Below are 22076 nucleotides of genomic sequence, written 5' to 3'. Positions count from 1 at the left end.
TCGGTCGAGAGAGTCGGTGTCGCCGAAGCGACGTCGACGTGCTCTCTGCGAACGGCCCGAGCGTCGCGAGGACGCGTCGGACCGTATTCGCCCGGGGTGGTGCCCCGTGCGACCTTCGCATTTCTTCCGAGGAGAGGGGTATATATAAATGACTCGTCTCAGACCCACACTGTGCAGGCCCCACATGGCCCGTACGTGACGTCACGCCGTCACACACCGAACCGCACGACATCGGAGGGTCGGCGGCAGAACTGGTTTGGTTTCTGATTGATACACCGACGCACGGTTCGCCGACCACCCAGCAGCGGGACCGGAGACGGACAATAGTCTCCCCCGGAGTACCCAGGGATATAGAGGGCTACGTCGTCACACACGGGCAGGTCTCGCCAGCGCGTGCGCGCACGGCGTTGAGTGTGCGAGTCGGCACACGTCGCAGCCGGGGGACTCGCGGACGAACGAGTGCCGGTCGCGTCGGGCCGGTGTGGCGCGGCCGGTGGCGCGGCGACAGTCGGCGTACGAGCGACTCAGGGGAGCCGTCACTCGGGCGCGTCGAGACGGGGTGCAGAAATAAACTTCAGGCGGTCAGCGAGTCGACGTGGCCCTCGGCACGGAGCTGGTCGGCGTCCTGGCCGGTGTAGCGCCACTCGATGTTTGCTTTCTCGTCTTGCCAGTCCCACGGTTCGGCGAGGACGATGTCGTCCTCGTTAATCCACGTGCGGAACTTCATCCGGCCCGGGATACGGCCCAGACGGGTCTCGCCGTCCTCACAGCGGATTCGGACGTGGTTCCCGCCCAGGTGTTCAGTTACGACCGCGAACAGCTCGTCGTTTGTAGGCATACGGAGGTTCCGTCGCCCTGTATCTTCGCTCACGGGTTAACTACGCCCCCACGGCGTATAAGTTGACTGAGAGTTGAGGTACCGCGTACCACACGGGCACACTCAGAAGACGTACTCGTCGTCGTGGCCCATCATCCCGCTGTCGTCGAGCGGGTCGTCCTCGAAGCCCGGTTCGTCGTTGTCCTCGCTTGGGCCGCTCACCTTGTAGGCCTTGAGTCCGGTCGCGAGGAGGCTCTCGAAGGCGTCCTCGCGGTTGAGGAACTCGCCCTGCTCTACCAGCTGTGAAATCTGCATCTCGAGGTGTTCCGGTACGGAGATCTCTATTTTCGGCATCTGACTACCCTGGGGTTCAGCAAGGGTGTATTTAAACGTAGTGGCAGGGCGGCCGGACGTGAGGACGCCGGCGGACGAGAAACCGGTGGCTGGCGGGGAAGTGGGACAGCGGATACCGGCACAGAACGGTTCAGTCGGCGGTGAGCGTCAGCGGTTCGTCGCTACGCTCCAGCATGTCGTCGGTCAGGCCGTCGGCGAGCGCGAAAACGGCGTCTTTGTGGTCAGTCTTCGATTTGTGGATGGACGTCGGCTTGACGCCGAGCGCCGTGTACTCCTCCTGGGCGACCTCGGAACCTGTGTCTGCTTCGTAGTGGTTCTGTACCTGTGCGAGCAGGCTGTGAAGGTGGATGAGCTCCTGCTTCCTCATGGATACAACCGTCTAACAGACGGAGGGTTATAGTACTATCTTGCCACATACTACCACGATTTGACGCGCAGTTCGTGCGGGTTCAAGATATCGAATCGGAGAATTGGGTGCCGATTCCGTGGACTGGGGGACAAAAGAGGGATGACCTGGAGTATCAGGACTGAAAACAGCGCCGAAGTGTACCTCATGAGGGAGAGACACCGGACTCGGGCCCGTCACTCGGCGGGACACCAGCAGGCGACCAGCGAGGACAGATAGCTCCCACCCAGCCATGCGCGCGAGGGCGGCTGGAACGGTCTCGACCACAGGCATCGGGCGCGCCGAGCGATGGAAACGGCCCGAGACGGGGTGCCAGGAAAGGTCGAAGCTTCGATAGTTACCAGATACGTCCCGCCTGACACATCGGTTCCGTCGTGGGATTTCGCGTCGATACGCCTGAAAGCATATTTTTCACGGTCCTCGTTGTTCATCAATAACCACGACAATATATAAGAAATCGAACACTTTATACGCGCAGAGGGAGTACGTGGTGGTGATGAACTGGAAACACCCCCGAAACATGACGAAGGCAGCGACGAAAGAGAGCGAGACCTCCAGCGGGACCCGCTGGTCGTTCATCGCGGCCGCGAGCATTGCCGCGTAACCACCTGCGACTCATTCCACAGCGCGACGCCGAATAGCGGTGTGTCCGCGGTCGGTACCGACGTCAGGTCACTGCTCGACGGCGTCGTGAGGCCCGACCGGCCCGTGTTCCGGACAGGCCCCGACGATGGGCGTCGCGTTGAGACAGCAGTGCCGGCGCGACGTGGCGACGAGACCGGTCACCAGTCGCTCGCCACAGCGCCGGCAGTAGCGCGGCGACTCGTCCATACTACCGCTTCCCGTGCCACGATAAAACGGTTTCCGGAGCGGCCCGGTGTAGGCGAACGACGCGCTCACCCTGCAGATTAAATAAACGGGCGCCGTACTTCGGGACGAGTGACGGCGACAGACACCACGGAACGAGCGGTCATCGCGAAGCGAGTGGACAGCGGCACCGCAGACACCGGGGAGATACGTGACCTCGCGCGCGCGGCGGGCTACGACGTCGTCGCGGAGATAACCCAGACGCGCACCGAGGACCCGGCCTACCACATCGGGGAGGGAAAGGTGACGCGTCTTGCCAACGCGGTCGCCCGCGAGGACGCGACGGTCGTGATCTTCGACAACCAGCTGGGCCCCTACCAGACCTACAACATCGGCAACGAGCTGATGAGCGGCGTCCGCGTCATCGACCGGTTCCGACTCATCCTCGAGATATTCGGGCAACGGGCCCGCACGCGGAAGGCCCAGCTCCAGGTCGAACTCGCCGAGCTGCGCTACGAACTCCCGCGCGCGGAGGCCAAAGCCAGCCTCGCCAAGCGCGACGAGCGCCCCGGGTTCATGGGGCTGGGCGAGTACGACGAGAGCCGCGAAGAGGACATCAAAAAGCAGATCTCGAACATCCGCGACGAGCTCGCCTCCATCGAGGACACCGAGCAACACCGCCGCGAGCAGCGCCGCGAGTCGGGGTTCGACCTGGTCGCGCTGGCGGGCTACACCAACGCCGGCAAGTCGACACTGTTGCGCCGCCTCGCGGCCGACCTCGAGGTCGACGAGAACGAGGACCTCCACCCGGACCTCGACACGACCGCCGAGAGCGAGGACCGTCTCTTTACCACGCTGGGGACGACGACCCGCCGCGCGGAGGTCGGCAAGCGCGAGGTGCTGGTCACCGACACCGTCGGGTTCATCCAGGACCTGCCCCACTGGCTGGTCGAGTCGTTCAAGTCGACGCTGGACTCGGTCTATCGGGCCGACCTCGTCTTGCTGGTCGTCGACGTCTCCGAGTCCGTCGAGGAGATACGCGAGAAGCTGGTGACCAGCCACGACACGCTCTACGAGCGCAACGAGGCGCCCATCGTCACCGTCCTGAACAAGACGGATACGGTCGACGACGAGGAGGTCCGCCGGAAGAAAGAGGCCCTCTCGGCGCTGGCCCCGAACCCCGTCGCCGTCAGCGCACAGGAGGGGCTCAACGTCGAGGCCCTCGCACAGCGCATCGACGCCGAGCTGCCCGACTACGAGCGCGAACGCCTCGTCCTGCCGATGACCGACGACACCATGAGCCTCGTCTCGTGGATCCACGACCACGCTCACGTCGAGACCGTCGACTACGGCGATCAGGTCGTCATCGAGTTCGAGGCCCGCCCGGCGATCGTCGAGCGCTCGCGCGCGAAGGCGGGCGACCTCGTCGGCGCGTCGGCCTGAGCGTGGTCGCGCCTACTGGTCTCCCCAGAGCACCGTCGGAATCGCGTCCAGCAGGTCCGTCGCCACGAGGCCGAATCCGCGGTCCTCGACCACCAGGTCGCCGGCGGCACCCGTCGCGTAGGCCGCGATGGCGGCCGCGTGTCGGGTCTCCTGCGTGCACGCGAGCGCGCCGGTCGCGCCCGCGAGGACGTCGCCGGTCCCGCCGACGGTCATCCCCGCGTTGCCCGTCCGGCCGACGCGGGTCACCTCGCCGTCCGAGATAACGTCGTAGCGGCCCTTCACCAGCAGCGTCTGGCCGAGGTCGGCGGCGAAGGACTCGACGAAGTCGGCCCGCTCGCGCCAGTCGTCGCTCGTCTCGCCACCCATCCCGACGAGTTCGCCCTGGTGGGGAGTACAGATCAGGGTCGCGTCGGTCTCGACCTCCGGAACGACCGCGAGCGCGTCGGCGTCGACGACCGCGGTGCCGTCGAACCGCGAGAGGAGGGCCCGGACGGCGTCCATCGTCGCGTCGGCGTCGCCCAGGCCCGGTCCGAGGACGAGCGTGTCGTGCTCGGCCGCGAGGGAAGCGACCCGGTCGACGTGAGCGGGTTCGAGTCGCTCGCCGTCGTAGGGCCGGACGATGAGGTTCTCGCTGTAGCTCTGGAGTTCGCGCGCGACGGCCGACGGGCAAGCCACGCGCACCAGGTCGGCGCCGGCACGGAGTGCGGCCTGGGCGGAAAGAGCCGGCGCGCCGGTGTAAGGTCCGCCGCCGACGACCAGCACCTCGCCGTTGTCGCCCTTGTGACTGGCCGGGTCGCGCACGAGTCGCTGGAGGTCGCCGCGCTCGACGAACAGTTCGGCGGCGTCGGGGATGCCGATGTCCGCGACGGTCACGCCCGCGTCGAGGTCCGGGAGGCCGGGCTTGGTGTCGTGGAAGGTAACGACGTGGTCGGGGGCGACGGCGTTCTCGGCCAGCGTGCCGTCCTCGGCGTCAAGACCCGAAGGGACGTCCACCGAGAGGACCGTCGCGTCGCCGGCGTTCATCGCGGCCGCCGCCGTGGCGGCCGGTTCGCGCAGCGCCCCCCTGATACCCGTTCCGAGCATCGCGTCGACGACGAGGTCGGGACTCCGGAGATCGAACGCCGAGGCGTCGCGGACCTGTTCGGTGGGGTACTCGGCGCGCTGCAGCGCCTCCCAGTTCTCCCGCGAGATGTCGGTCGTGATGGTCTCGGGGCGACCGAGCAGGAGCACCCGGAGGTCGAAGTCGTCGAGAAAGCGGGCCGCCACGAGCGCGTCGCCGCCGTTGTTCCCCCGGCCGGCGACGACGGTGACCGAATCACCGGGGTCGGCGAGGTCGCGAACCGCCCCCGCGACGGCGTTCCCGGAAGACTCCATCAACTGCTTGCGCGGCACGCCCAGCGCCGCCGCGTTCTCGTCGACGACGCCCATCGCTGAGCCAGTGAGCATGGGCGGGGGTTGGCCGGCCATCCCCCTAACGATAGGGGACGGCCTACCAGCGGACCTCGAACCCCTCGAGCCCGTCGGGGTCCTCGTAGGTCACCTCGACATCGGTGACGTTCGCCCGGTTGCTCCCCTCGTGGCAGAACTCGACCATCGCCTCGACGTCGGCCTCGTCGCCCTCGAAGACCGCTTCGACGCGACCGTCCTCCAGATTCTTCACCCAGCCGTCGATACCCTGGTCCTGTGCCGCCTCGCGGGTCGTCGCCCGGAAGTAGACGCCCTGGACCCGACCGGAGACCAAGACGTGCGCTCGCGTGCGTGCCATAGGGTCGACGTTGCGAGGGACGGAAGTTAGGTCCTAGTGGTCCCGGCCGCCCGAGCGGAGGTAGTGAAAGAGGTACGTCTGCGTGTAGCCGGCGTACGCGCCGCCAAGGGCTTCGCGGATGGCCCGGGAGGTGTCGGCGTAGTTCCCCCGGTCGCACTCGGGATAGTACTCCGCGATGGTGGTGCGGATCCACGTATCGAGGGGGACGGCTTCGAGGTAGCCAAGCGAGAACAGCAGGATGCAGTCGGCCACCTTGTCGCCGACGCCGACGAACTCGGTCAGCGCCGCGCGGGCGTCCTCGTAGTCGAGGCCGCTGGCGTCCTCGGGGTCGGCTTCGCCGTCGGCGACCATCTCGGCCGACCGCTTGACGTAGGGCGCACGGTAGCCGAGGTTCAACTCGCGCAGGTCGGCCTCGCTGGCGGCGGCCAGCGACTCGGGCGTCGGGTAGGCGCGGTACTGCCGGCCGTCGAACGCAACCGGCTCGCCGAACTCGCGGCGCAGCGCCTGTTGCATCCCGTGGATGCGGGCGACCCGCATCTGGGCCGAGCAGATGAACGAGATAAGCGTCGGGAACGCGGGGTCGCGCACGATGCGCATCCCCCAGTAGGCGTCGTAGGCTTCCTCGACGACGGCGTCGGGCGGGGCCGTCTCGCGGATGGCCGGCAGATCGTCGTCCAGGCCCAGGCGGGCTCGCAGGTGCGATTCGGCGTCGAAGGAGGCGTCCCACTCGAGTCGCCCGTCAGTCTGGCGCGCACGGACGACTTCGGGGGCACCGTCGACGCGAGCGGTCGTCCAGTACCAGGCGTCGCTCCCCGTCTCGCCGTCCCGGTCGTACATCCGGTCGTCCTCGCGGTCCCAGAGGTACGACTGGCCGCTCTCGACGGTCGACTGGAGGTCGAAGTCGCCCGCGAGCCCCGCGAGATCGATGGTGCCCTGGTGCATCGTCCGTCCGGACGGACCCGACGCCTTTCCGGGTTTCCATCCGGTCCGGCGTCAGGCCGCCGTCCCGGTGCGAGTCCGGAGGACGGTGATGGCCCCGAGCACGCCGACGACGGCGACGGCCACCGCCTGCGGGGGACTGACCGTGACGCCGACGACGCCGGCGAGGCCCGAGACGAGCGTGAACGCGAGAAACAGCGGGAGGGCGACGGCGACGGCGTAGTACCACGGGAGCCCGGCCATGCGGGCGAGGGGGCCGGCGCCCTTCTCGTACTCCTCTACGGCCAGCCGGCCGAGCACCCAGCCGTCGAACAGCAGGAAGCCAAGCAGACCGGCCGTCAGCGCGAGGTTGGCGATGGTGTCCGCGAGCAGGGTGAACAGCGACGGCGACAGCGCGGCGGCGGTCCCGGTGCCCAGGAAGAGCGCGCCCATGCCGAGGGTCGCCTGCGAGCGAGGGACGTCGTGTTCGTCGACGAGATACGCCACCAGTACCTCGAGGATGCTGATGGCCGAGGACAGCGCCGCCAGCAGGACGACACCGAAGAAGACGACGCCGACGAGCCGGCTGTAGGGGAGGTCGGCGAACGCGCCCGCGAGGCTGACAAACAGCGCGCCGGGGCCGCCCTCGCCGGGCGAGACGCCCAGCGAGAACAGCAGCGGGAAGATGACCAGCCCCGCAAGCACGCCGATGCCGGTGTTCAGGACCGCGATGACGGTGCCGTCTGCCGCCAGCGACCGGTCTTCGTCGACGTAAGAGGCGTAGGTGAGCATCGCACCAGCGCCGACCGAGAGCGTGAACAGGGCCTGGCCGGCCGCGGCGACGAGCACGTCGACGAAGTTCGCCCGGAGGTAAGCCACGTCCAGCGAGAGGAAGAAGGCGTAGCCGCCCGAACTCCCGGGGAGCGTCGCCGCCCAGACGGCCAGCGCGCCAAAGAGGACGACGATGCCGGGGACCATCACCGTCGTTGCCAGTTCGATGCCGCGGTCGACGCCGGCGTAGACGACGGCCACCGTCGCCAGCAAGAAGAGGGCGTGGAAGGCGACCGCGCCGACGCCGAAGTCGATGGCGGCGAAGAACTCGGCGGGGGCCGCGAAGTACGCGCCCGTCGCGCTCGCGACGGTGTAGCGCAGAATCCACCCGCCGACGACCGAGTAAAACGAGATGACCACGACGGAAGCGAGCAACGCCACGCCGCCGAGGGCGCGCCAGCGTGGGCCGCCAAGCGCCCCGAACGCGCCGACGGGGTTCCGGCGCGAGCGCCGGCCGATGACCATCTCGCCGAGCAGTCCGGGGACGCCGACGAGGACGATTACGAGGACGTACAGCAACAGGAACGCTGCGCCGCCGTTGGTCGCGGTCAGCCAGGGGAACCGCCAGATGTTCCCGAGGCCGACGGCGCTCCCGACGGCGGCGAGCAGGAACCCGAGTCGGGTCCGCCAGGTGGCTCTCGTCATCGTTGCAGGGTCCTCGCAGGCCGGTAAACGTGTCGAGAGCGGCCCAGATTGGTCAGAAGGGCGTGAAGAAGGCGGCATCCTCGACGAGGAACAGCTCGTTGATTCCGAGCCCGAGCGTGCCGACGATGGCCACGACCACGACCAGCCGCAGCGTCCAGAGCCACACGGGACCGACGGGACCGAGCCCCTCACTCCCCTGCCGGAGCTCGTCGACGGCGTCGCGGCCGACGACCCAGCCGACGAAGACGACCAGGGCGAGCACGGAGACGGGCAGGAAGAGCTGGTAGGCGACGTTGTCGAACCACGTCAGCCACCCGGTGTCCCACGCCGAGGGGAGCCCGAGCAGGAACAACACGATGCCGACAGCGGACGCGAGGTAGGGCCGCGGAATCCCGAAGTTGTCGTTCGCGTAGGCGACGGTCACCTCGAGCAGGCTGATGGCAGAGGACAGTGCCGCGATGAGGACGACGCCGAAGAAGACGACGCCGAAGACGCGGCCGAAGGGGACCGAACTGAACCCGGCCGCCGTCGCGACGAACAGCGCCCCCGCGCCGCCGCTCTCGGTGGTGATCTCGGCGCCGATGGTCAGCAGGATGGGGAAGACGACCAGGCCGGCGAGGACGCCGACGAGCGTGTTCGTGACGACGACCATGCCGCCGTCGAAGACGAGGTTGTCGTCGCTACCGACGTACGAGGAGTAGGTTATCATGATGGCCATCCCCAGCGAGAGGGTGAAAAAAGCCTGCCCGACCGCGAAGGGGATGATGCTCCCGGCGTTGGCAACCATCACGTCGAGGTCCGGCGAGAGGAAGAAGGCGTAGCCCTCGGCGGCCCCGGGCAGCGTGGCGACCCACGCCGCGAGCGCCACCATCAGCACGACGATGCTGGGGACCATCACCTTCGTCGCCTTCTCGATGCCGTTTTCGATGCCCAGCGCGACGATACCGACGGCGATAGCGAGGAAGGCCGCCTGGGCCAGGACGGCCTCCGGGCCCGAGGAGACGGCCCCGAAGTAGCCGCCGGGGTCGGCGAAGTACGCGCCCGTCGCGCTCCCGAGGATGTAGCGGATGACCCACCCGCCGACGACGTTGTAGTACGACAGGATCCAGAAGCCGGTGAACACCGCGAGGCCGCCGATGATGCGCCACTGGCGGTGGCCCAGTTCGGCGAACGCGTCGACGGCGTTCACGTTGGTCCGCCGGCCGAGCACGAACTCCGCCAGCATCGCCGGGAAGCCCACGAGGACCACCGCCACCAGGTAGAAGACGACGAAGGCCGCCCCGCCGTTGGTCGCGGTCTTGAACGGGAACTGCCAGAGGTTCCCGAGACCGACTGCGCTGCCGATCGCTGCGAGGATGAATCCAACTCTCGTCGCCCACGTCTCTCGCTCGGACATGCTCTATCCTGGCGGGTCTCTCGCATCGCAACAAAATCGCATCGGTTTCCCGGCGAGACTCGCCGAGAACCGCGTTAGCAACCCACAGATCGGTCCGGGGTCCCGTCAGGCCTCGCCGTAGACCGGCACCGCCGCGCCGCTGGTGACAGCGGAGGCGTCCGAACACAGCAGCAGCATCATCGCGGCGATGTCGGCCGGGTCGACCCACTTCGAGTGGTCCGAATCGGGCATCATCTCGCGGTTCATCGGCGTGTCGATGACGCTCGGCAGCACCGCGTTCGCCCGCACCGTCCCGAGGTTCTCCTCGGCGATAGTCTCGGTCAGCAGGCGGACGCCGGCCTTCGTCGCCCGGTAGAGGCCGTCGCCCTCGCCACCCTCCAGCGAGGACCGGGCCGAGACGGAGACGACGGCCCTCCGTCTCCCGGAGGTGTGGCAGGGCGTGTTTCGACGCCAGGAACATCGTCTTGAGGTTGACGTCAAAGAGGAAGTCGAAGGTGTCGACGTCGGTGTCGTGGACCGGGTCGCCGCCGCGCCAGGTGCCGGCGATGTTCAGCAGGTAGTCCAGTCGGCCGTGTTCGTCGATGACGTCGCCGACGACGCGCTCGACGTCGGCCTCGTCGGTGAAATCGCCCTGGTGGAAGTCGATGCGTTCGTGCGGTTCGAGCAGGAAGTCCTCGCTCTCGGGGTCGACGACGTCGGCCCCACAGACCGTCGCCCCAGCCTCCAGGAAGGCCCGTGCGGCCGCACTGCCCAGAGCACCGCCCACGCCGGTCACGAGCGCTACGTCACCGTCGAAGTCAAATTCGACAGACATACGCGAGGTAACGTTCGGCTACCTGATAAATGCCCAGCCGACGCGTCGTGCGTCTCCCGGCGGTCAGAGGCTCGCGAGGTTCTGCCGGAGCTTGATGGTCGCGGTCATCAGCGTCGTCGCCGTCATGATGACGAAGACGACCTGCACGTGCAAGACGACGGCCCGGTCGAGGCCGGCCAGCGTCGCCAGGTCCACGGCCGGGACGAGTGCGGCAAACAGCAAGACCGGCAGGAGATGCCGGAGCAGGGTGTCGACCACCGTGCCCTGGACGCGGGTCGCCGCGGCACCGCGCCGGCCAAAGGAGAACCCCGCGGCCGCGAACACGAGGGCGCTCAGGCCGAGCACCCCGACCAGCGCGGGGTGGCGGCCGACGACGACCAGGCCGGCGAAGACGGCCCCGACGACGAGCAGGGCCGCGCGCGTCAGCGAGCGCGTGTACCGGTGTGGGTCGCCGGTCGAGGGAACGACGTTCCGGTAGAGGACCCGCATCGTGATCGCGAGCAGGAGGACCTGGGCGAGCACGAACGCCCCCTTGAACGGGAACGACAGGGTCGTGACGATCTCCAGCAGGCCGAGCACGGCAAACAGGACCGAGAGGAGGCCGACGACGGCGAGGAAGTCCCACAGCCGGTGTTCCGCCACCAGGTCGCTGGCGCGGCGGTTCCGGACGGCGTAGAACGCGAAGCGAAGCCCCAGCGTCGCGAGCAGAGTCAGAGCGATGAAGAAGATGAACGTCAGGTTGGGGTTGCCCGCCACGAACTGGAGCTCTACGTCCACCTTACCCACCATCGTCTTCGAGACTCTCTTTCAGCGCACGTATCTCTTGTGTTAGGTGGGTTACCGACTCGTAGCGCGCGAGTTTCCGCTTGCCCATCGCCTTGCCGACGAGGGCGTCGACCTCCGACGGGACGTCGGCTACCTCGCTCGGCGTCGGCGGCGGGGCCTGGAGCACGCGCTCGCGGATCGTCTCGAACTCGCCGGCGTAGGGCGGTCGGCCGGTAAACAGGCGGTAGCAGACCGCGCCGAGGTGATAGAGGTCGGTCGCGTGGTCGATGCGCCCGAAGCGACGGTCGTAGAACTCGGGCGCGGCGTAGCGTGGGTCGAGGTAGTTCGCCGGGTCGGTGACGTGCCGGTAGGCCTGGATGGCCCCGACGTTGTCCAGCAGCGGCGGTTGCCGGTCGTCGGCCGCCAGCACGTTCCCGTAGTAGGCGACGTTCTCCGGGTCGATGCTCGCGTGGACGACGCCCCGTTCGTGAAGTGACGAGACGGCGAGGGCCAGCTGTTCGGCGTGCCAGGCGGCCTCTGCCGGGTCGAACTGGTCGCGGTCGGCGAGCGTCTCGTCGGTGTACTCCGTCGTCGCCCAGAGGTACGGCTCGTGGCCCCAGTCATACAGCGAGACGACGTTGTCGAGGCCGGCGACGGCGGCCCAGTCGTCGAGTCGTGTCCCGACGGCCGACCGGAAGGCATCGGTGTCCGTATCGGGCGTGTCGAGCAGGCGTATCGCGACGGCGACGTCGGTGCCGTCGATGGTCCCGAGCGTCCGGTAGACGTCCCCGTACCGCCGTCTGTCGCGCGGGGCCAGGATGGAAAGGTGGTCGAACGGGCTCTCGTGCTCGACGATGGCGAGCCAGTCGGTGCGACCCGGCAACAGGTCGCCGATCGGACGATCGCCTATCGTCCCGTCGGCGTCTTCCTCGTCGTCGGCGGTCTCGACGTCCTCGGGGTCGTAGTCGGTCCGCTGCCCGGTAGTAGCGTCGCCGACGGCCGTCGTCCGGCCCACGTCGAGGCCCAGCGACGGGTCCTGAAGCGTCGCGCTGCCTAAATCCGCCGTCAGGTCACCGAGGTCGCGGTCCCCCTCGTGGGTCGCGTTGTAGGCGTCCAGCTCGGCTTCGACCGCCCCGGGATACCGGGCGGCCAGATACTCGATCGCCAGGGCCACCTCGAGGGGCTGGTCGCCCCCGGTCCGGTCGAGCAGGCGGCGAGCGAGGTAGTCCGCCGTGGCCGGGTGGTCCTCGGCGACGACACAGAGGGCCGTCACCGCGCCGAGTCGGACCTGCCGGTCGCCGACGTCGAGCAACCCCAGCAGGGCCGGGAGCTGCGTGTACCCCGTCTCGGGGGCCGTGATGACCTCGGCAACCAGGGTCCGCGGGTCCGTCGGACCGCGTTCGTCCGGCGACATGATGCGTGACAGTACACTCTAGAAGCGCCCAGCATCACTGTTGTGGTCGTACCGACCGGGGCGGACGCCGGTTCCGGCGGTTCGCCTGGATTGTAGCGCCCCCGGGCGGTACCGGATCTTCCTATCACTGTTGAAAATCGGGGACGAACCCTTTAGGTCGTTTTTTTCGTACCGAACGGCGATGGCATCAGACAGCGCGTCACCGCTTCCGAGCTTCGTCGGCGACAGTTACGCCGGCCGGCTCGGCGCTGCGCTCGCGTTCGCGATCGTCGTCGTCGTCGCCTTCGGGGTCCTCGTCAGCGTCCAGGCGTCTGCCACGCTGGAAGCAGACGTCTCGGACGAGCTGACCGCCCTGTCAGACACCCAGGCCGACCAGCTGGACGCCTGGCTGACGACGACGCGACGCGAGGCCCGGACGACGTCGAGCAGGCCCGTGTTCACGACGGGATCGAACACGGAGAGACAGAATCGGCTCGTGAGCATGGTCGCGGACGACGCGGTCCCGCCGGACGTCGTCGCCGTCCACTACGTGAACACGGCGTCGGGCGAGATACTCGCGAGCTCGAACGAGCAGTTCGTCGGCGTCAACGCCGCGGACCAGGGCGCGCCGTTCGCGACGGACACCCGCCTTCGAGGGGCCCGACGACACCTACGTAACGCGACCGTTCTCCGTCTCGGTCGTCGACCACCCGATCGTCGCAGTGGTCTCGCCGGTCCCGGGCGCCGAGGACCGCCTGCTCGTGTACATGACCGACCTCGAGGCCAAGGCCAGCGAGATATCCAGCCAGCGTGCGGGGTCACGGACGCTCGTCGTCGGCACGGACGGCCGGTTCGTCTTCCACCACAACACGTCGAGGGTCGGGACGGTCGCACCGGTCTCGACGCTCGACGGCGACCCGCTGGGCGAACTCGAACCCGGGAACAGCACGTTCGTCGAGACGGACTCGATGGTGATGGGGCTCTCCCGACTGGAGGGTCAGGACTGGGTCGTCATGACCCACTCCAAACCGTCGGAGGCCTACGCCCTGAGCAGGCAGATAAACTCCGACCTGGTCGGGCTCATCCTCCTGGCGGTGGTGAACCTAGGGCTCGTCGGCGTCACCATCGGTGGCAACACCATCGCATCGCTTCGGCGCCTCTCCGCGAAGGCCGAGGCGATGGCCGACGGCGACCTCGAGGTGGAACTTGAGACCGCCAGGACCGACGAGTTCGGGACGCTCTACGGCGCCTTCGACAACATGCGGACGAACCTCAGAGAACAGATTGCCGAAGCCGAATCCGCCCGCGAGGAGGCCGAGGCCGCCCGTGAGGAGGCCGAAGCAGCGCGGGCAGACGTCGAGCAAGAGCGAAACGAGATGGAAGCGCTCAGCAGCCACCTCGAACTGAAGGCCCAGGAGTACAGCGACGCGCTCGACGCGGCCGCGGACGGCGACCTGACCGCGCGGGTCGACACCGAGAGCATGAGCGACGCGATGGCGGCCGTCGGCGAGGAGATAAACGCCACGCTGGCCGCGCTGGAGTCGACTATCGCGAACATGCAGACGTTCGCCGCGAACGTCCTGCAGTCGAGCGACCGGGTCGCGTCAAACGCCGACCGGGTCGACGAAGCCAGCCAGCAGGTCGCGTCGTCCATCGAGGAGATATTCGAGGGCGCGACCGAACAAAACGAGGGGCTGGACTCGGCGGCATCCGAGATGGAGAACCTCTCGGCGACGGCAGAGGAGGTGGCCTCGGCCGCCCAGCAGGTCGCCGACACCTCCCAGTCGGCCGCGGACGTCGGCGAGGACGGACGCGAGGCCGCACAGGCGGCCATCGAAGAGATGGGCGAGATCGACGACGTGACCAAGGAGACGGTCGCCGAGATCAACGCGCTGGACGACGACTTGGACGAAATCGGCGAAATCGTCAGCGTCATCACCTCCATCGTCGAACAGACGAATATGCTCGCGCTGAACGCCTCCATCGAGGCGGCCCACGCCGACGGCGACGGCGACGGCTTCGCCGTCGTCGCCGACGAGATAAAGGGCCTCGCCGAGGAGACCAAGGAGGCCGCAAGCGACATCGAGGCGCGGATCGAACGCATCCAGGCCCAGGCCGGCGACACGGTCGAGACGATGGAGTCGACGAGCCAGCGCATCAGCGAGGGCGTCGATACCGTCGAGGAGGCCGTCGAGGCCTTAGAGACCATCGTCGAGTACACCGAGGAGGTCGACACGGGAATCCAGGAGATAGATCACGCCACGGCCGAACAGGCCCGGACTGCACAGGACGTCATGGGGACCATCGACGACATCTCGGAGATCAGCCAGCAGACCGCGACGGAGGCCGACGTCGTCGCGGGCGCGGCCGACGACCAGGAAGCCGCCATCGGACAGGTCGCCGACGCCGCCGACGAACTGGGCCAGCGCGCCGCGGACCTCGAGTCGCTCCTCGAACGCTTCCGTGTCGACGCGAGCGGTGAGGTCGGCGCGAACACGGCGACCGCGGAGACCGACGACTGACAATGGCAACGATAACGACCTGGTTCACGCTGGGACTGCTCGGCGAACTGCTCGGGACGGCCGTCCTGGCCTACGGCTACCGGCTCGTCCCCGAATCGACCCGACGGCGCTACCTCCTGCTGGTGGCGATTCCGGGCATCGCCATCGTGGCGTACGCCCTGCTGGTGCTGGGGGTTGGGACCGTCCAGACGGAGAGCCACACGGTGTACGCGGTCCGCTACGCCGACTGGCTGTTGACGACGCCTATCAACGTCCTCTTCCTGGGCCTGCTCGCGAACGCGGCCCGCGAGGACCTCGTCAAGCTCGTGGGCCTGCAGGCGCTGACTATCGTCTTCGGGTTCGCCGGGGCCGTGACCGCCGCGCCGCTGAGTTACGGCCTCTTTGGCCTCGGCGCGCTCGCGTTCGCCGGCGTCGTCTACCTGCTGTACGGCGCCGTCGCCGAGGCCGCCGGACGGGCGCTCGGCGATCTCGAACTGAGCCTCTACCGGACCCTGCGGAACTTCGTCGTGGTCCTGTGGCTCGTCTACCCGGTCGTCTGGCTGCTGGGGCTGGCCGGCATCGGCCTGATGGACGTCGAGACGTCGTCGCTGGTCATCAGTTACCTCGACGTGGTGACGAAGGTCGGCTTCGGCCTCATCGCGATGTACGGGCTCTCGACGATATCGTCGCGTAGCGGACCGACCGCGACGGCACACCCCGCCGACGACTGAACGGTTCCGGCAGGCGGCGATGTTTTCGGTCGCCTCGGACACCTCGAGCACGCGCAGGCGCGTCGCTCACGGGCAGGTGGACGGTTCGAGAGAAGTGTGGTCGGCGGACTCAGTGGATGCCCATCGCTTCGATCTGTTCCTGGTACCGGTTGCGGATGGTGACTTCCGTCACCTGGGCCACGTCGGCGACCTCGCGCTGGGTCTTTTTCTCGTTGCAGAGCAGCGAGGCGGCGTAGATGGCGGCGGCGGCGTAGCCGGTCGGGGACTTGCCCGAGAGCAGGCCCTGTTCGGCGGTGGTGTCGATGATCTCGTTGGCCTTCGACTGGACCTCCTCGGAGAGTTCCAGTTCCGACGCGAAGCGGGGGACGTACTGCTTGGGGTCGACCGGTTCCATCTTCAGCTCGAGCTCCTGGGCGACGTAGCGATAGGTGCGCCCGATCTCCTTTTGTTCGACGCGGGAGACGTCCGACACCTCCTCGAGACTGCGCGGGATGCCCTCCTGTCGGCAGGCGGCGTACAGGCAGGCGGTCGCCACGCCTTCGATCGAGCGGCCGCGGATGAGGTCCTCGTTGAGCGCGCGGCGATAGATGACCGACGCGACCTCGCGTACCGACCGGGGGACGCCCAGCGCCGAGGCCATGCGGTCGATCTCGGAGAGGGCGAACTGGAGGTTCCGCTCGCCGGCATCTTTCGTCCGGATGCGCTCTTGCCACTTGCGCAGGCGGTGCATCTGACTCCGTTTCTCCGAGGAGAGCGAGCGCCCGTAGGCGTCCTTGTCCTTCCAGTCGATCTGGGTGGTCAGTCCCTTGTCGTGCATCGTCTGGGTGGTGGGCGCGCCGACGCGCGACTTCGACTGCCGCTCGGAGTGATTGAACGCCCGCCACTCCGGCCCCCGGTCGATGTTCTCGTCTTCGATGACCAGCCCGCAGTCCTCACAGACGAGCTCCCCCCCGCCGTCACTGGATATCGACTCCGACTCACACTCCGGACAGGTCTGCTGTCCTGTGGCCTCGGACTCCTGCTCGCGCTCCTCCTGTTCGGTGTTGCGCTGGCGCGTCGGACGTTCCATGTGTTCTTTTACGGAGAACAGCCAATTACATATAAATGTTTGGGCGGCTCCGGGGAGTCCGCCGGGCGAAAATCCGGTGACGCTGGCTTCCTATCCCAGCGTAAAGGCTTAACCCGGTTCCAGTCAGTGGTGTCGGCATGGAGGTGGCCGTATCCGGAGCCGGCACGCGGGGACGGAGGCCGTCGCGATCGCCCGCGCGCTCGGAAGCAACAAAGGCGAGCGAACAGCGACGTCCTCGACGGAGCGGGGCGGCCGATGAGCGAGGACGACCAGCAGCCCTCCGACCTCGACGGGCAAGACGCCATCGGCGCGCTCTTCGACGAGCTCGAAGCGCTGGAGGCCATCGTCGACGACCCGACCGAACGCGAGCAGGTCCGGGAGGCAATGCGGGCCGCCATCGACGTCCAGGGTCACGAGACGCCGGTCTTCGGGCGCGTCGTCTGGGGGTTCGACCGCGCGGACTTCGCCGAGGCGGTGCTCGGGTCGCTGCTCTTTGGCATCCCGATGGCCGTCGAGAGCGGGACGGTCGACGCCGGCCGTCACATCGCCCGCCACCCCCTGTACTTCGTCGGTACCGTCGTCGCGGCGGTGGCGGTGGTGGTCGGTATCCTCTACGTCGCCGACTTCCAGGACGTCCGCGTCGCGAACCGTCTGTTCGGGGTCGTCCCGCGGCGACTCGTCGGCGTGACCGTCACCGCCCTCCTGACCGCCGTCGCGCTGCTGACCGGGTGGGGCGTCGTGGCGTGGTCAGCCGACCCCCGGGTGATCTGGGTCTCGCTGTGTATCTGTAGCGTCGCGTTCGTCCCGATGGCCATCGGGGCCGCGCTGGGCGACATCCTGCCGGGGAGCTAGACGAATCCGAGCGAACCCCGGCGGTGTGTCACCCCGTCTCGCCCGGGACGTTTGGCAATCGTTAAAAGTCGCGGTGGGATACGGGGAGGTATGAGCGAGAGCCAGCAGAAACAGGCGCGCAAGTGCGTCTCGTGTGGCATCAACATCGCCGGCACGAACGCCGCCGCGTTCAAGTGCCCGGACTGCGGGCACCAGATCTACCGGTGTGCCACCTGCCGGAAGCAGAGCAACCTCTATGAGTGTCCCGACTGCGGATTCCGAGGGCCATAACGATGGGGAAAGTCGCCGCCAAGATCAAGATCATGCCGCAGAGCCCGGAAGTCGACCTCGACGCACTCCAGGAGCGTCTCGAGGGCGCGCTTCCCGAGGGAGCGAAGATCAAGGGCTTCGAGCGTGACGACGTCGCGTTCGGCCTCGTCGCGCTGTTCCCGACCGTCATCGTCCCCGACGACACCGGTGGTACCGAGGCCGTCGAGGAGGCCTTCGCGGAAGTCGAGGGCGTCGAATCCGTCGACGTCGACAGCGTCGGCCGCCTCTGAACGGACTGGCTCGCGTCTTTTCGGTCACGCGCCCCGTGAGCGACCGCCACAGTCGGTGCCCGACGGCCGCGGAACGCACGTTTTATTAGGGCGAGTGGACAAGCGAAGGCCAAGAATGCCTAGTTCCAACGGACCCCTCGAAGGGACGCGTGACAAGCTCAAGAACAAGCCCCGCGACCGCGGCACCTCCCCGCCCCAGCGCGCCGTCGAGCAGTACGAGGTCGGCGAGAAGGTCCACATGAAGATCGACCCGTCGGTCCCCAAGGGCCGGTTCCACCCGCGCTTCGACGGCCAGACCGGCGAGGTCGTCGGCCAGCAGGGCACGGCCTACAAGGTCCAGATCACCGACGGGAACAAGGAGAAGACCATCATCGTCAAGCCCGCCCACCTCCGACGCCAAGAGAACTAAGCGATGACCATCTTCAAAGAGAAGCTCTCGGAGGAGTATCTCACCGTCGCCGAGACCAAGGAGATACTCGAGGGCCTGGAGATGGAGCGGGCCGCCGACGAGGACCGCGAGATGCGCTACGAGCTCAAGCGGGCCATCGAACACGTCAACCGCTTTGCGATGCTGGACCCCGAGGAGTCCCGCGAGTTCGTCGACCAGCTGCAGGAACTGGAGAAGGTCGACGAGGCGACGGCCTACAAGATTGCCAACCTCCGGCCGCTCGACCGGGACGAGCTCCGCGCCGTCTTCGCCCAGGAGCGGTACTCCCTGGACGGGGACGAACTCGACGAAATTCTCAACATCGTCCGCCAGTACGCCTGAGATTCCGACGCCCCACCGTGGTTCTCCGGGGCACCGTCGACAGGGGAATCAGTCTCACCCGCCGACATTAAGTAGGTTCTGACCGTACGGAGAGGTATGACGACCACGGAACCCGAGGACAGTGGCGACGAGATCGTCGGCGCGGTTCTCGACGTCCTCCCGCACGGACGGAGTGACGACGACCGCCCACAGCACCAGAAAGCGGCGCTCGCGTTCGCGCTCGACGTCCAGGACTTCTCTATCTACGAACTCGTGCTGGACGACGACTCCGACGTCGCCTTCGGTGACCGGGTCGACCTGACGGAGTTCGGCCGTATCTCCGAGGTCGAGTTCGAGGACCTGCCCGGTGGCACCCAGTCGGAGGTCGAGTACGCCGTCGAGGAGATCGTCGAGGGCAACGAGCGGCGCTTCGTCGACTTCTACAACGACGCCCAGCCCATCACGCTGCGCCTCCACCAGCTGAACCTCCTGCCGGGCATCGGCAAGAAGCTGCGCAACTCCATTCTCGACGAGCGAAAGCGAAAGCCCTTCGAGAGCTTCGAGGAGCTGGAAGATCGGGTCAGCGGCCTCCACAAGCCCAAGGAGATCCTCGTCGAGCGTATCCTCGAGGAACTGCGCGAGAACGACCTGAAGTACCGCATCTTCGTCCGGCGGGAAGAGGGCGAATAGGCGCCACTTTTCACCGCCGACCGTCTAGGCCCAAGCGATGACCGACACAGCGACCGGTAGCCGCGACCCGGACGCGCTCGTCAGACGCGCCGGGAAACGCGCCGACACCCGACGGGACCAGCACTTCCTGGTCGACGACCGGGTGCTCGACCGCATCCCCGACTACGCCGTCGACGCGGGGATGGACTGCTCGCACGTCCTCGAGATCGGCGCCGGCCCTGGGGCGCTGACGGACCGCCTGCTCGCCGTCGCCGACCGCGTGACCGCAGTCGAGCGAGACCCGGCCTTCGCCGCCCACCTCCGCGAGGAGTTCGCGCCCGAAGTCGAGGCGGGCCGTCTCACCGTCGTCGAGGGCGACGCGCTCGAGGTCGACCTGCCCGCGTTCACCACCAGCATCTCGAATCTCCCCTACGGTGCGTCCTCGGAGATCGCCTTCCGCCTGCTGCCCGAGAAACGCCCGCTCGTGCTGATGTTCCAGCGGGAGTTCGCCGACCGGATGGCCGCCACCCCGGCGACCGACGACTACGGGCGGCTCTCGGTGACCGCCGGGCACTACGCCGACGTGGAGGTGGTCGAGACGGTGCCGCCGGAGGCGTTCGATCCACAGCCACGCGTGACGAGCGCACTCGTGCGAACGACCCCGCGAGCCCCCGACTACAGCGTCCCGAGTGACGCGTTCTTCATGGACTTCCTGAAGGCGGTGTTCACCCAGCGCCGCAAGACGATGCGAAACGCCGTTCGGAACACGGCCCATATCTCCGGGCTCGGCGACCCGGACGCCGTCGTCGAGGCCGCCGACGAGGACCTGATGAGCGCCCGCGCCGGGAAACTTGCGCCCGCCGACTTCGCGGCGCTGGCGACGCTGGCCTACGAGGTCGGCGAGCCGGAGGACTAGGATGGACGAGGGGGACCCCGGGGACGAGCCGGGCGCGGACGGAGACGACGCGGACGTCCGCGACGGGGGCCGACCGGCGCTCGCCGACGCCCGCGGCGTCGAGTCGGTCTACCAGCCGGCCGAGGACTCGGCCCTGCTGGCACGGACCGCCAGGGAGTACGTCGAACCGGGCGACCGGGCCCTCGACGTCGGCACCGGGTCGGGCTACGTCGCCTCGGTGCTCGGCGACGCCGGAGCGGTGGCCGTCGGCGTCGACCTGAGCCCGCTTGCCTGTCGGCAGGCCGCCGCGAACGGCGTCAGCGTCGTCCGCGGCGACCTCCTCTCGCCGTTCCGCGACGACGTCTTCGACCTGGTGGTGTTCAACCCGCCGTACCTCCCGACGCCCCAGAAGAAAGAGTGGGACGACTGGATGGAACACGCCCTCTCCGGCGGGGAGGACGGCCGGCGCCTGGTCGACCCGTTTCTCGACGACGTCGAGCGGGTCCTGGCGCCCGGCGGCGAAGCGCTCCTGCTGGTCAGCAGCCTCACCGACCCCGAAGCGGTGCGGTCGTACGCGCGCGAACGGAATCTCGAGAGCGAGCGCGTCGCCCGCGAGAAGCACCCGTACGAAAAACTCGTCGTCCTGCGGTTCGTCCCGATGTAATTACTACAGGACATTTTCTTGAATAGGAAATATTAAAGCCCGTCATTTCATAGCCGGGCGTAATGACACAAGTAGTCGCGACGACTCCGGGCCTGTTCCCGCTGCCGGACTGGGCCAAGGACGAGCTGTCCGACCTGAAGGGCCACCAGAAGAGCGACCTCATCTCGGGCGACGAGGGCGACGACGTCGTCGACGCCTACCGGCGCGCCCGCGAGGAGGTCGTCGCCCTCCAGCAGGACGCCGGCCTCGACCGTATCGTCGAGGGGCACTCCGCTGGGACGACATGCTGGCGCACCCGCTGGCGGTCCACGACAGCGTCGAGACGCGCGGTATCGTCCGGTACTACGACAACAACAACTTCTACCGCGAGCCGGTCGTCCAGGGCGAGTTGACCCCCGACGGCGACGTCGCGGCCGAGCTCGAGGCCGCCAGCGAACTCGCCGACGACGGCCTGCAGGCCGTCCTGCCCGGCCCGTATTCGCTTTCTGACCTCGCGACCGACGAGCACTACGGCGACGAGGCGGCGTTCCTCGACGCTGTCGCCGGCTTTCTCACCGGCGAAGTCGAGCAGTTCCCCGACGTCGAGACGCTGTTCCTGCTGGAACCGTCGCTGGTCGAGAACGCGCCCGCCGACGGCCAGGACGAACGAGCAAGCGAGGCCATCGACGCCGTGGCCAGCGCCACCGACGCCGACGTGGTCGCCCACACCTACTGGGGCGCCATCGAGGAGAAGGTCTACGCCCACCTGATGGACGCCGACGTCGACGCCATCGGCTTCGACCTGGTCTCTGACCACGACCAGAACGTCTACAACGTCCAGGAGTACGGGACCAAAGACGACGTCGCGCTGGGCGTCGTCGACGGCCAGAACACGCTCGTCGAGTCACCCGAGACCATCCGTGACCGCGTCGACTGGTTCGAACAGCAGACCAACACCACGTACGACACCGTCTACGCGACGGCCAACACGGAGCTGTTCTACCTGCCGGTCAACAAGTTCGAAGCCAAGCTCGAATCGCTCGCGAACGCCACCGACCTCGCTGTGGAGGCCTAA

The 22076-nt window shown here is 67.8% G+C and carries 22 protein-coding genes and 3 pseudogenes; 12 read left to right on the top strand and 13 right to left on the bottom strand.

Annotation, left to right across the window (positions count from 1 at the left end):
* Positions 1–574 precede the first annotated feature (574 nt).
* From P1N55_RS18970 to P1N55_RS18955, 4 genes are all read right to left on the bottom strand, one after another.
* Positions 575–871, bottom strand: coding sequence for a translation initiation factor eIF-1A (locus tag P1N55_RS18970; RefSeq protein ID WP_276277008.1), 297 nt, complete (start codon positions 869–871; stop codon positions 575–577).
* A 69-nt stretch (positions 872–940) separates the two neighbouring features.
* Positions 941–1171 carry a DUF7120 family protein gene (locus P1N55_RS18965; RefSeq protein ID WP_276277007.1) on the bottom strand — a complete coding sequence of 77 codons (231 nt, stop codon included), beginning with the start codon at positions 1169–1171 and terminating at the stop codon, positions 941–943.
* 130 nt (positions 1172–1301) lie between these two features.
* Positions 1302–1538, bottom strand: a complete 237-nt coding sequence (locus tag P1N55_RS18960) for a UPF0058 family protein (RefSeq protein ID WP_276277006.1) — start codon at positions 1536–1538, stop codon at positions 1302–1304.
* 711 nt (positions 1539–2249) lie between these two features.
* Positions 2250–2408 carry a hypothetical protein gene (locus P1N55_RS18955; protein ID WP_276277005.1) on the bottom strand — a complete coding sequence of 53 codons (159 nt, stop codon included), beginning with the start codon at positions 2406–2408 and terminating at the stop codon, positions 2250–2252.
* Positions 2409–2516: 108 nt separating this feature from the next.
* Between P1N55_RS18955 and hflX the strand changes: the two genes are divergently transcribed.
* Positions 2517–3827 (top strand): GTPase HflX, encoded by a 1311-nt coding sequence (gene hflX / locus P1N55_RS18950; protein WP_276277004.1) that lies wholly within the window; start codon positions 2517–2519, stop codon positions 3825–3827.
* A 12-nt stretch (positions 3828–3839) separates the two neighbouring features.
* On the opposite strand, the gene P1N55_RS18945 is transcribed toward hflX, so the two are convergent.
* The 8 genes and pseudogenes from P1N55_RS18945 to P1N55_RS18910 all read right to left on the bottom strand — a co-directional run bounded on the left by P1N55_RS18945 (position 3840) and on the right by P1N55_RS18910 (position 12375).
* A complete protein-coding gene (locus tag P1N55_RS18945) occupies positions 3840–5273 on the bottom strand; it encodes an NAD(P)H-hydrate dehydratase (protein WP_276277003.1) in 1434 nt (477 codons plus the stop codon).
* Positions 5274–5316: 43 nt separating this feature from the next.
* Positions 5317–5592 carry an acylphosphatase gene (locus P1N55_RS18940; protein WP_276277002.1) on the bottom strand — a complete coding sequence of 92 codons (276 nt, stop codon included), beginning with the start codon at positions 5590–5592 and terminating at the stop codon, positions 5317–5319.
* Positions 5593–5625: 33 nt separating this feature from the next.
* Positions 5626–6534, bottom strand: coding sequence for a DNA-3-methyladenine glycosylase family protein (locus tag P1N55_RS18935; RefSeq protein ID WP_276277001.1), 909 nt, complete (start codon positions 6532–6534; stop codon positions 5626–5628).
* A 51-nt stretch (positions 6535–6585) separates the two neighbouring features.
* A complete protein-coding gene (locus P1N55_RS18930) occupies positions 6586–7986 on the bottom strand; it encodes a sodium-dependent transporter (protein WP_276277000.1) in 1401 nt (466 codons plus the stop codon).
* Between the two features lie 52 nt (positions 7987–8038).
* Entirely contained in the window at positions 8039–9382 is a 1344-nt protein-coding gene (locus P1N55_RS18925; RefSeq protein WP_276276999.1) for a sodium-dependent transporter, read from the bottom strand.
* A 105-nt stretch (positions 9383–9487) separates the two neighbouring features.
* Positions 9488–10196: pseudogene (locus P1N55_RS18920) on the bottom strand (SDR family oxidoreductase).
* A 63-nt stretch (positions 10197–10259) separates the two neighbouring features.
* Entirely contained in the window at positions 10260–10985 is a 726-nt protein-coding gene (locus tag P1N55_RS18915) for a hypothetical protein (RefSeq protein ID WP_276276998.1), read from the bottom strand.
* Positions 10975–12375 (bottom strand): protein kinase domain-containing protein, encoded by a 1401-nt coding sequence (locus P1N55_RS18910; protein WP_276276997.1) that lies wholly within the window; start codon positions 12373–12375, stop codon positions 10975–10977. Before P1N55_RS18910 ends, P1N55_RS18915 begins: the two co-directional genes overlap by 11 nt.
* Positions 12376–12556: 181 nt before the next feature.
* Here P1N55_RS18910 and P1N55_RS18905 point away from each other — a divergent pair.
* Both P1N55_RS18905 and P1N55_RS18900 read left to right on the top strand, forming a co-directional pair.
* Positions 12557–14876 (top strand): annotated as a pseudogene (locus tag P1N55_RS18905) (methyl-accepting chemotaxis protein).
* A gap of 2 nt (positions 14877–14878) precedes the next feature.
* Positions 14879–15586 (top strand): bacteriorhodopsin, encoded by a 708-nt coding sequence (locus P1N55_RS18900; protein ID WP_346429982.1) that lies wholly within the window; start codon positions 14879–14881, stop codon positions 15584–15586.
* Between the two features lie 109 nt (positions 15587–15695).
* Here the strand turns inward: P1N55_RS18900 and P1N55_RS18895 are convergent, their stop codons facing one another.
* Complete coding sequence (locus tag P1N55_RS18895; RefSeq protein ID WP_276276996.1) at positions 15696–16655, bottom strand: transcription initiation factor IIB; 960 nt, start codon at positions 16653–16655, stop codon at positions 15696–15698.
* A gap of 255 nt (positions 16656–16910) precedes the next feature.
* On the opposite strand from P1N55_RS18895, the gene P1N55_RS18890 reads away from it, so the two are divergent.
* The 9 genes and pseudogenes from P1N55_RS18890 (at position 16911) to P1N55_RS18850 (ending at position 22076) form a co-directional block, all read left to right on the top strand.
* Positions 16911–17507 (top strand): DUF2391 domain-containing protein, encoded by a 597-nt coding sequence (locus tag P1N55_RS18890; protein ID WP_276276995.1) that lies wholly within the window; start codon positions 16911–16913, stop codon positions 17505–17507.
* A 90-nt stretch (positions 17508–17597) separates the two neighbouring features.
* Positions 17598–17777, top strand: coding sequence for an HVO_2753 family zinc finger protein (locus tag P1N55_RS18885; RefSeq protein WP_276276994.1), 180 nt, complete (start codon positions 17598–17600; stop codon positions 17775–17777).
* Between the two features lie 2 nt (positions 17778–17779).
* Positions 17780–18046: an elongation factor 1-beta gene (locus tag P1N55_RS18880; protein ID WP_276276993.1), complete on the top strand. Its 267-nt coding sequence runs from the start codon at positions 17780–17782 to the stop codon at positions 18044–18046.
* 115 nt (positions 18047–18161) lie between these two features.
* Positions 18162–18455, top strand: coding sequence for a 50S ribosomal protein L21e (locus tag P1N55_RS18875; RefSeq protein WP_276276992.1), 294 nt, complete (start codon positions 18162–18164; stop codon positions 18453–18455).
* Between the two features lie 3 nt (positions 18456–18458).
* Entirely contained in the window at positions 18459–18815 is a 357-nt protein-coding gene (locus P1N55_RS18870) for an RNA polymerase Rpb4 family protein (protein ID WP_276276991.1), read from the top strand.
* A 96-nt stretch (positions 18816–18911) separates the two neighbouring features.
* On the top strand, positions 18912–19484 hold the full coding sequence (locus P1N55_RS18865; protein ID WP_276276990.1) for a DUF655 domain-containing protein: 573 nt from the start codon (positions 18912–18914) through the stop codon (positions 19482–19484).
* 37 nt (positions 19485–19521) lie between these two features.
* Positions 19522–20379 (top strand): 16S ribosomal RNA methyltransferase A, encoded by an 858-nt coding sequence (locus P1N55_RS18860; RefSeq protein WP_276276989.1) that lies wholly within the window; start codon positions 19522–19524, stop codon positions 20377–20379.
* 1 nt (position 20380) lies between these two features.
* Positions 20381–21022, top strand: coding sequence for a HemK2/MTQ2 family protein methyltransferase (locus P1N55_RS18855; RefSeq protein WP_276276988.1), 642 nt, complete (start codon positions 20381–20383; stop codon positions 21020–21022).
* A gap of 62 nt (positions 21023–21084) precedes the next feature.
* Positions 21085–22076, top strand: a pseudogene (locus P1N55_RS18850) (5-methyltetrahydropteroyltriglutamate--homocysteine methyltransferase).

The sequence above is a fragment of the Haloarcula regularis genome (genome assembly GCF_029338315.1).
GTDB lineage: Archaea > Halobacteriota > Halobacteria > Halobacteriales > Haloarculaceae > Haloarcula > Haloarcula regularis.
Note: the sequence above shows the minus strand (reverse complement) of the source record. Positions and strands in the feature narration are given on the sequence as shown.

Bases quoted from the DNA above. Each gene is read 5' to 3' on its own strand.
- P1N55_RS18965 (WP_276277007.1), bottom strand. From the start codon at position 1,171: ATGCCGAAAATAGAGATCTCCGTACCGGAACACCTCGAGATGCAGATT.
- P1N55_RS18960 (WP_276277006.1), bottom strand. From the start codon at position 1,538: ATGAGGAAGCAGGAGCTCATCCACCTTCACAGCCTGCTCGCACAGGTA.
- P1N55_RS18955 (WP_276277005.1), bottom strand. From the start codon at position 2,408: ATGGACGAGTCGCCGCGCTACTGCCGGCGCTGTGGCGAGCGACTGGTG.
- P1N55_RS18945 (WP_276277003.1), bottom strand. From the start codon at position 5,273: ATGCTCACTGGCTCAGCGATGGGCGTCGTCGACGAGAACGCGGCGGCG.
- P1N55_RS18940 (WP_276277002.1), bottom strand. From the start codon at position 5,592: ATGGCACGCACGCGAGCGCACGTCTTGGTCTCCGGTCGGGTCCAGGGC.
- P1N55_RS18935 (WP_276277001.1), bottom strand. From the start codon at position 6,534: ATGCACCAGGGCACCATCGATCTCGCGGGGCTCGCGGGCGACTTCGAC.
- P1N55_RS18930 (WP_276277000.1), bottom strand. From the start codon at position 7,986: ATGACGAGAGCCACCTGGCGGACCCGACTCGGGTTCCTGCTCGCCGCC.
- P1N55_RS18925 (WP_276276999.1), bottom strand. From the start codon at position 9,382: ATGTCCGAGCGAGAGACGTGGGCGACGAGAGTTGGATTCATCCTCGCA.
- P1N55_RS18915 (WP_276276998.1), bottom strand. From the start codon at position 10,985: ATGGTGGGTAAGGTGGACGTAGAGCTCCAGTTCGTGGCGGGCAACCCC.
- P1N55_RS18910 (WP_276276997.1), bottom strand. From the start codon at position 12,375: ATGTCGCCGGACGAACGCGGTCCGACGGACCCGCGGACCCTGGTTGCC.
- P1N55_RS18900 (WP_346429982.1), top strand. From the start codon at position 14,879: ATGGCAACGATAACGACCTGGTTCACGCTGGGACTGCTCGGCGAACTG.
- P1N55_RS18895 (WP_276276996.1), bottom strand. From the start codon at position 16,655: ATGGAACGTCCGACGCGCCAGCGCAACACCGAACAGGAGGAGCGCGAG.
- P1N55_RS18890 (WP_276276995.1), top strand. From the start codon at position 16,911: ATGAGCGAGGACGACCAGCAGCCCTCCGACCTCGACGGGCAAGACGCC.
- P1N55_RS18885 (WP_276276994.1), top strand. From the start codon at position 17,598: ATGAGCGAGAGCCAGCAGAAACAGGCGCGCAAGTGCGTCTCGTGTGGC.
- P1N55_RS18880 (WP_276276993.1), top strand. From the start codon at position 17,780: ATGGGGAAAGTCGCCGCCAAGATCAAGATCATGCCGCAGAGCCCGGAA.
- P1N55_RS18875 (WP_276276992.1), top strand. From the start codon at position 18,162: ATGCCTAGTTCCAACGGACCCCTCGAAGGGACGCGTGACAAGCTCAAG.
- P1N55_RS18870 (WP_276276991.1), top strand. From the start codon at position 18,459: ATGACCATCTTCAAAGAGAAGCTCTCGGAGGAGTATCTCACCGTCGCC.
- P1N55_RS18865 (WP_276276990.1), top strand. From the start codon at position 18,912: ATGACGACCACGGAACCCGAGGACAGTGGCGACGAGATCGTCGGCGCG.
- P1N55_RS18860 (WP_276276989.1), top strand. From the start codon at position 19,522: ATGACCGACACAGCGACCGGTAGCCGCGACCCGGACGCGCTCGTCAGA.
- P1N55_RS18855 (WP_276276988.1), top strand. From the start codon at position 20,381: ATGGACGAGGGGGACCCCGGGGACGAGCCGGGCGCGGACGGAGACGAC.